The sequence below is a fragment of the Promicromonospora sp. NPDC060204 genome (assembly GCF_042728455.1).
In the GTDB taxonomy this organism is placed as follows: Bacteria; Actinomycetota; Actinomycetes; order Actinomycetales; family Cellulomonadaceae; genus Promicromonospora.
This window is the reverse complement of record NZ_JBHWZO010000281.1, coordinates 1-7,698: the sequence shown is the minus strand read 5'-3', so window position 1 is coordinate 7,698 and position 7,698 is coordinate 1. Positions and strand designations below refer to the sequence as shown.

The 7,698-nt window shown below is 73.2% G+C and carries 5 protein-coding genes; all 5 read right to left on the bottom strand.

From position 1 onward, the window contains the following. Positions 1-124: 124 nt before the first annotated feature. The 5 genes from ACFWEJ_RS24825 to kdpF are packed head-to-tail and all read right to left on the bottom strand — an operon-like array spanning position 125 to position 7,321. Complete coding sequence (locus tag ACFWEJ_RS24825) at positions 125-2,704, bottom strand: DUF4118 domain-containing protein (RefSeq protein ID WP_377231851.1); 2,580 nt, start codon at positions 2,702-2,704, stop codon at positions 125-127. Between the two features lie 4 nt (positions 2,705-2,708). After that, positions 2,709-3,335, bottom strand: coding sequence for a potassium-transporting ATPase subunit KdpC (gene kdpC / locus ACFWEJ_RS24820; RefSeq protein WP_377231850.1), 627 nt, complete (start codon positions 3,333-3,335; stop codon positions 2,709-2,711). Positions 3,336-3,366: 31 nt separating this feature from the next. Further along, positions 3,367-5,559 carry a potassium-transporting ATPase subunit KdpB gene (gene kdpB, locus ACFWEJ_RS24815; protein ID WP_377231849.1) on the bottom strand — a complete coding sequence of 731 codons (2,193 nt, stop codon included), beginning with the start codon at positions 5,557-5,559 and terminating at the stop codon, positions 3,367-3,369. Further along, the gene (gene kdpA / locus ACFWEJ_RS24810; RefSeq protein ID WP_377231848.1) at positions 5,556-7,223 is read right to left on the bottom strand and encodes a potassium-transporting ATPase subunit KdpA; all 1,668 of its coding nucleotides are present in this window, start codon (positions 7,221-7,223) and stop codon (positions 5,556-5,558) included. The genes kdpB and kdpA overlap by 4 nt, the downstream gene beginning before the upstream one ends. Positions 7,224-7,228: 5 nt before the next feature. Beyond that, positions 7,229-7,321: a K(+)-transporting ATPase subunit F gene (kdpF, locus tag ACFWEJ_RS24805; RefSeq protein WP_020016455.1), complete on the bottom strand. Its 93-nt coding sequence runs from the start codon at positions 7,319-7,321 to the stop codon at positions 7,229-7,231. Positions 7,322-7,698: the final 377 nt, after the last annotated feature.

Genomic DNA, 7,698 nt, shown 5'->3' with positions numbered 1-7,698 from the left:
GTCACGTCCCAGCCGTGGGCGCGCAGGTTGATCGCCAGGGCGCGGGTCAGCGCGGCGTCGTCGTCCACCACGAGCACGCGGTTGCCCGACGTCGTCGCGCGCGCCTCGCCGTCCGTCTCACCGGTCACGAGGCCATCCCATCATCCAGGGCGGTCTCGCGCGGCACCGTGAGCACCATCGTGAGGCCGCCGCCGGGGGTGTCCTCGGCCGAGATCCGGGCGCCGACGGCGTCCGCGAGGCCCGCCGCGACCGCCAGCCCGAGGCCGAGGCCGCCCGCGCTCGTGTCGTCGAGCCGCTGGAAGGGCTCGAACATCGTCGCCTTGCGCTCCTCGGGCACGCCCGGCCCGGTGTCGGCCACGCGCAGCTCCACCGCGTCGCGCGCGGCGGAGGCCGTGAACAGCACCTTGGCGCCGGGCGGCGAGTGCCGCACCGCGTTGGAGACCACGTTGGCCACGACCCGCTCGAACAGGCCGGGGTCGGTGTGCACGAGCGGGAGGTCCTCCGGCACGTCGAGCGCCAGGTCGGCGAGCCACGGCTCGACGGCGATCGGCACCACCTCCTCCAGCGACGCCGCCCGCAGCGCGGGCCGGACGGCGCCGGTCTGGATGCGGGACAGGTCCAGGAGGTTGCCGATGAGGCGCTCCAGCCGGTGCGTCGAGTCCGCGATCGTGGCCGTCAGGACGTCGCGGTCCTCCCGGTCCAGCTCGACGTCGGGCGAGGACAGGCCGTCCACCGCCGTGCGGATCGCGGCGAGCGGCGTGCGCAGGTCGTGCGAGACGGCGGCGAGCAGCGCGGTGCGGGTGCTCTCGGTGCGCTCCAGCACCTCGGCCTGGGCGGCCTGCTCGCGCAGGCGACGCCGCTCCAGCACGATGCCGGCCTGCACGCCGAACGCCTCCACCACCTGCCGGTCGCTCGCCGGCAGCACGCGGCCGGCGAGCACCAGCCGGTGCCGGTCGTCGATCACCACCTCGGTCACGGTCGGATCCGCCTCGGCGTCGTTGGACGCACCGCCGGACCCGCGGCCGGACCCGCGGCCGGGCGCGGGTTCCGCGTCCGTGACCCACCGCTCGTGCGCCACCACGGACCACGGCGCGCGGTCGTCGGCGCGCTCCTCCAGGCGCACGTCGGCCATCGCGAAGGTCTGGGCGACGCGGTGCACGATCGCCTGCGCCGTGTCCTGGCCCGACAGCACGGAGCGGGACAGCGCGGCCAGCGTGGACGCCTCCGCCCGCGCCCGGTACGCCTGGGTGGTGCGCCGGGCGGCCAGGTCCACCACGGAGGCGACGGCGACCGCGATCACCACGAAGACGGCGAGCGCGAGCACGTTCTCCCCCTGGGCGATCGTGAACCGGCCCACCGGCGGCGCGAAGAACCAGTTGAGGCACAGGTTGGACACCACGGCGGCCACCACGGCGGGCCACAGCCCGCCGATCAGCGCGACGCCGACCACCCCCGCCAGCAGCAGCATCGCGTCCGTGGCGAGCGCGACGTCGTCCGTACCGATCACCAGGAGCGCGGCCGTCAACAGGGCCGGGATCAGCAGGGCCGAGCCCCAGCCCGCCGCGCGGCGCTTCGGGGACAGGGAGGAGTACCGCGAGCGCACCCCCACGCCCACGCGGGCGCGCTCGTGCGTCACGAGGTGCACGTCGATCGTGCCCGAGAGCCGGGCGATCTCCGCGCTGGACGAGCCGAGCAGCGCCTGCCGCCACACGGGGTGGCGAGAGACACCCACGACGATCATGGTCGCGTTGACCCCGCGGGCGAAGTCCACGACGGCGGACGGCACGTCCTCCCCCACCACCGTGTGGAACACGCCGCCGAGCGACTCCACGAGCGCGCGGTGCGCGGCGATGGTGGCGGACGGCGTGGACGGCAGCCCGTCCGTGGGCAGCACGTGCACCGCCAGCAGCTCGGTCCCCGCCGCCCGCTGCGCGATGCGCGCCGCCCGGTGCAGCAGCGTCTCCGTCTCCGGCCCACCCGTGACGGCCACGACGATGCGCTCGCGGGCCGGCCAGGTGCCGCCGATCGAGTGGTCGGCGCGGTACCGCGTCAGCGCGTCGTCCACCCGGTCGGCGAGCCACAGCAGGGCGAGCTCGCGCAGCGCCGTCAGGTTGCCCACGCGGAAGAACGACGACATCGAGGCGTCGATCTGCTCGGCCCGGTACACGTTGCCGTGCGCGAGCCGGCGCCGGAGCTGCTCCGGCGAGAGGTCGACGAGCTGGATCTGGTCGGCGTCGCGCACCACCTGGTCCGGCACGGTCTCGCGCTGCCGCACGCCGGTGATGGCCTCGACGTCGTCGGTCAGCGACGCGATGTGCTGCACGTTGACGGTGGTGACCACGTCGATGCCGGCGTCCAGCAGGTCGTGCACGTCCTGCCAGCGCTTGGCGTGCTGGGAGCCGGGCGCGTTGGTGTGCGCCAGCTCGTCCACGAGCGCCACCTCGGGCGCGCGCTCCAGCAGGGCCGGGACGTCGAGCTCGGTGAGCGTCGACCCGCGGTGCTCGGCGAGCCGCCGCGGGATCATCTCCAGGTCGCCGATCTTGGCGACCGTCGCGGCCCGCCCGTGCGTCTCGACCAGGCCGATCACCAGGTCGGTACCCCGCGCGCGGCGCCGGTGCGCCTCGTCCAGCATGGCGTAGGTCTTGCCCACGCCAGGGGCCGCCCCCAGGTAGACCGTGAGGCGGCCCCGGCGTCCGGTGCTCATGGGATCAGTGTGCGTCATCGAGGGCGAGGTTGAGCTCCAGCACGTTCACCCGCGGCTCGCCGAGCACGCCCAGGTCACGCCCGGCGGTGTGGGCGGCGACAGCCGCCTCGACGTCGGCCACCGGGAGGCCGCGCTCGCGCGCGACCCGGGCGACCTGGATCGCGGCGTACGCCGGGCTGATCTCCGGGTCGAGGCCCGAGCCCGACGCCGTGACGGCGTCGGCCGGGACGTCCGCCGGGTCCACGCCCTCCAGCTCGGCGACGGCGGCCTTGCGCTCCTCGATCGTCGCGACCAGGTCCGGGTTGAGCGGGCCGAGGTTCGACGCGGCGGAGGCGGACGTGTCGTACCCGTCGCCCGCGGCGGACGGCCGCGGGTGGAAGTACTCGACGCCCTCGAAGCCCTGCGCGACGAGCGCGGAGCCCACCGCCTCGGAGCGGTCGGTGGTGTGCGAGCCGTCGGCGCGCACCAGCGAGCCGTTGGCCTGCCAGGGGAAGGCCACCTGCCCGACGGCGGTCGCCGCGAGCGGGTAGGCCAGCCCCAGCAGGAGGGTGAACACGAGCAGCATGCGCAGCCCCGCCAGGGAGTGCCGGGTCAGCGCCGCGAGATCGCTCGCGACCGTTGTTGATGCCATGGGATTTCCTTTCGGTCTGCTCGGGACCGGGCTACAGGCCCGGGAGCAGCGAGATGACGAGGTCGATGAGCTTGATCCCGATGAACGGCGCCACCAGGCCGCCGAGGCCGTAGACCAGCAGGTTGCGCGTCAGCAGGGACGACGCCGACGCCGGCCGGTACTTCACGCCGCGCAGCGACAGCGGGATCAGCGCCAGGATGATCAGCGCGTTGAAGATGACGGCCGACAGGATGGCGGAGCCGGGGCTCGCCAGCCGCATGATGTTCAGCGCCTCGAGCTGCGGGAACACGGTCATGAACATGGCGGGCAGGATCGCGAAGTACTTCGCGACGTCGTTCGCCACGGAGAACGTGGTCAGCGCCCCGCGCGTGATCAGGAGCTGCTTGCCGATCTCGACGATCTCGATGAGCTTGGTGGGGTCGGAGTCGAGGTCCACCATGTTGCCCGCCTCCTTGGCGGCGGACGTGCCGGTGTTCATCGCCACGCCGACGTCGGACTGGGCCAGCGCCGGGGCGTCGTTCGTGCCGTCGCCGGCCATCGCGACCAGCTTGCCGCCCTCCTGCTCGCGCTTGATGAGCGCCAGCTTGTCCTCCGGCGTGGCCTCCGCCAGGACGTCGTCCACCCCGGCCTCCGCGGCGATGGCCCGCGCGGTCACGGCGTTGTCGCCCGTGACCATCACCGACCGGATGCCCATGGCGCGCAACTCGTCGAACCGCTCGCGCATGCCCTCCTTGACCACGTCCTTGAGCCGGACGACGCCGAGCACCCGCGCGGGCGCCTCGCCCACCTGCTCCGCGACCACCAGCGGCGTGCCGCCGGCGCGGGAGACGGAGTCGACGTGCTTCTCCAGGTCCTTGACCTCCTTGTCGGAGATCTGCGCACCCGTGCTGTGCACCCAGCGCTGGATCGCGCTGCCGGCACCCTTGCGGATGCGGTGCAGCTCGGTGTGCCCGGCGCCGCCCGCCTCGCTCGACCGGGTCAGCGGCAGGTCCACGCCCGACATCCGGGTCTGGGCCGAGAACGGCACCAGCTCAGCGTCCAGCGGCAGCTCCTCGCCGGCGCCGTACTTCTCGTCCACCAGCTCGACGATGCTGCGGCCCTCCGGGGTCTCGTCGGCCAGCGACGCGAGACGCGCCGCGATCGCGAGCTCCTGCGGCGTCACGCGGCTCACCGGCAGCACCTGCGTGGCGCGGCGGTTGCCGTAGGTGATGGTGCCCGTCTTGTCGAGCAGCAGCACGTCCACGTCGCCCGCCGCCTCCACGGCGCGGCCCGACATCGCGAGCACGTTGCGCTGCACCAGCCGGTCCATGCCCGCGATGCCGATCGCGCTCAGCAGCGCGCCGATCGTCGTCGGGATGAGGCAGACCAGCAGCGCCACCAGGACCAGCAGCGACTGCCGCGAGCCCGAGTAGACCGCGAACGGCTGCAGCGTGGCCACCGCCAGCAGGAACACGATGGTCAGCGACGTGAGCAGGATGTTCAGCGCGATCTCGTTCGGCGTCTTCTGGCGCTCGCTGCCCTCGACGAGGGCGATCATCCGGTCCACGAACGTGGCCCCGGCGGGCGCCGTGATGCGCACGACGACCTGGTCGGACAGCACGACCGTGCCGCCCGTGACGGCGCTGCGGTCGCCACCCGACTCGCGGATGACGGGCGCGGACTCGCCGGTGATCGCCGACTCGTCGATGGACGCGACGCCCTCGATGACGTCGCCGTCGCCCGGGACGGTCTCGCCCGCCGCGACCACGACGACGTCGCCCACCTGCAGCGTCGAGGACGGCACCTCGACCGTGGGCAGCAGGTCCAGCCGCGTGCCCGAGGTCAGGGTGTCCTGCGGGGCGCTGACCTTGCGCGCCGTCGTCTGCTTCTGCGTGGCGCGCAGCGTGGAGGCCTGCGCCTTGCCGCGCGACTCCGCCACGGACTCGGCGAGCGTCGCGAACAGCACGGTGGCCCACAGCCACACCGCGATCCACCACGCGAACATGTCGGGCTCGATGATCGCGAGCACGGTCGTGACGAACGCGCCCACCTCGACCACGAACATGACCGGCGAGGTGTACAGCACGCGCGGGTCCAGCTTGCGCAGCGCGCCCGGCAGGGCGGACCGCAGCTGCGCCCAGGTCAGCGCGCGCGGCGTCTGCCGCTTCGCGGGGCGCCGCGCGCCACCACCGGCCGCAGGCTCCTGGGTGGGAACGTCCGGGACGTTCCGGGTGTCGATGGTCATGACAGGGACTCCACAACGGGACCGAGGGAAAGAACAGGGATGAAGGTGAGCCCCACGACGATGATCGCGACCGTCGCGAGCATGCCCGCGAAGAGCGGGCGGTGCGTGGGCAGGGTGCCCGACGTCGCCGGCACCGCCGTCTGGCTCGCGAGGCGGCCTGCCAGGGCCAGCACCAGCGCGATCGGCACGAACCGGCCGGCGAGCATCGCCAGACCCTGCGTCATCTCGTAGAACGGGGTGCCGGAGGTGAGCCCGCCGAACGCGGAGCCGTTGTTGTTCGCCGCCGAGGCGAAGGCGTACAGCACCTCGGACAGGCCGTGCGGTCCGGACTCCTGGATACCCACCAGGCCGGGCTCGACCACCACGGCGGCCGCCGTGCCCACCAGGACCAGCGCGGGCGTGGTCAGCACGTACAGGGCGACGAGCGTCATCTCCTGCTTGCCGATCTTCTTGCCCAGGTACTCCGGCGTGCGGCCGACCATGAGGCCCGCGATGAACACCGCGACCACGGCCAGCACGAGCATGCCGTACAGGCCGGCGCCCACACCGCCAGGCGCGATCTCGCCCAGGAGCATGTTGAACAGCACCAGCCCGCCGCCCGGCGCCGTCAGCGAGTCGTGCGACGCGTTCACCGCGCCCGTCGACGTCGCGGTCGTCGCGACCGCGAACAGCGCGCTGCCCGCGAGTCCGAACCGGGTCTCCTTGCCCTCCATCGCGGCGCCCGCCGCCTGCGGCGCGGCACCCGGCCCCGCCATCTCGGCCCAGGTCGTCAGCACGAGCGAGGCCAGCGCCAGGCCGCCCATGACGCCGAGGATCGCCCAGCCCTGCCGCTTGTCGCCGACCAGGATGCCGAACGTGCGGGGCAGGGTGAACGGGATGAGCAGGATCAGGAAGATCTCGACGAGGTTGGTGAACGGCGTCGGGTTCTCCAGCGGGTGGCCGGAGTTCGCGTTGAAGAAGCCGCCACCGTTGGTGCCGAGCTCCTTGATGGCCTCCTGCGAGGCCACCGGGCCGCCCAGCGACTGCTGGGTGGCGCCCTCGACCGTGGTGATCGCGGTGTGCGGGTCCAGGTTCTGGATCACGCCGCCCACCATGAGCAGGATCGCCGCGACCAGGGACAGGGGCAGCAGGATGCGCGTCACGCCGCGCGTCAGGTCGGACCAGAAGTTGCCGACGCGGGCGTCCGTCCCGGAGCGGGCGAAGCCGCGCACCAGGGCGATCGCGACGGCCATGCCGACGGCGGCCGAGACGAAGTTCTGCACGGCCAGGCCGGCCATCTGCACCAGGTGTCCGGCGGCGGCCTCACCCGAGTACCACTGCCAGTTCGTGTTGGTCACGAAGCTGACGGCGGTGTTCCAGGCGCCGGCCGGGTCGAACCCGCTGAAGCCCAGGCTCCACGGCAGGTACGCCTGGAGGCGCAGCATCCCGTAGAGGAAGAGCACGGAGACGAGCGAGAAGCCCAGCAGGGACATCAGGTAGGTGGTCCAGCGCTGCTCGGCGTCCGGGTCCACCCGGACCAGGCGGTACCAGAGGCGCTCGGCGCGCAGGTGCTTCGGGCTGGAGTAGACGCGCGCCATGTACGCGCCCAGCGGCGCGTGGACGGCGGCGAGCAGGGCGAGCAGGACGAGCACCTGCGCCACCGCGACGAGAACCGGTGTGCTCATGGCGTTCACCGCGTCCGGTCGGCGCGGATCAGCGCCACGAAGAGGTAGACGAGGCCCGCCAGGGTGAGCACCAGGCCCACGGCGTCGAAGGGGTTCACTTCCGCCTCCCCGAGGGGCGGGCGGAGTCGTGGCTCGCGGAGGCGCGGCGCGCCACCAGGGCCACCGCGGCGAAGAACGCCACGGTCAGGAGGATGAAGGCCAGATCGGTCATGCCACTGGTCTACGCCTGCGCGCGACCGGTGGAACCACTCCTTGACGGAACGCTGACGGCGCCCAGACGCTCGCTAACGCCCCTCTGACGTGGGCGGCCCTTTCCGGCCCGGACCGTCGAACGTAGGGTCCGTCGGCTCATGAACGCTCATGGGCGCCGGGTACTAAGTTCGACGCGGGGGGCCGCGGCCCGGCGGGGGCGCCGCGCGAGGGTGTGGGGCGGGGGGTTATAAACAAAAGACGCGGCCGACGCTAGTGGGGGTGG

Excerpts from the sequence above, each read along its gene's own strand:
- ACFWEJ_RS24825 (WP_377231851.1), bottom strand. The coding sequence starts at position 2,704 with ATGAGCACCGGACGCCGGGGCCGCCTCACGGTCTACCTGGGGGCGGCC.
- kdpC (WP_377231850.1), bottom strand. The coding sequence starts at position 3,335 with ATGGCATCAACAACGGTCGCGAGCGATCTCGCGGCGCTGACCCGGCAC.
- kdpB (WP_377231849.1), bottom strand. The coding sequence starts at position 5,559 with ATGACCATCGACACCCGGAACGTCCCGGACGTTCCCACCCAGGAGCCT.
- kdpA (WP_377231848.1), bottom strand. The coding sequence starts at position 7,223 with ATGAGCACACCGGTTCTCGTCGCGGTGGCGCAGGTGCTCGTCCTGCTC.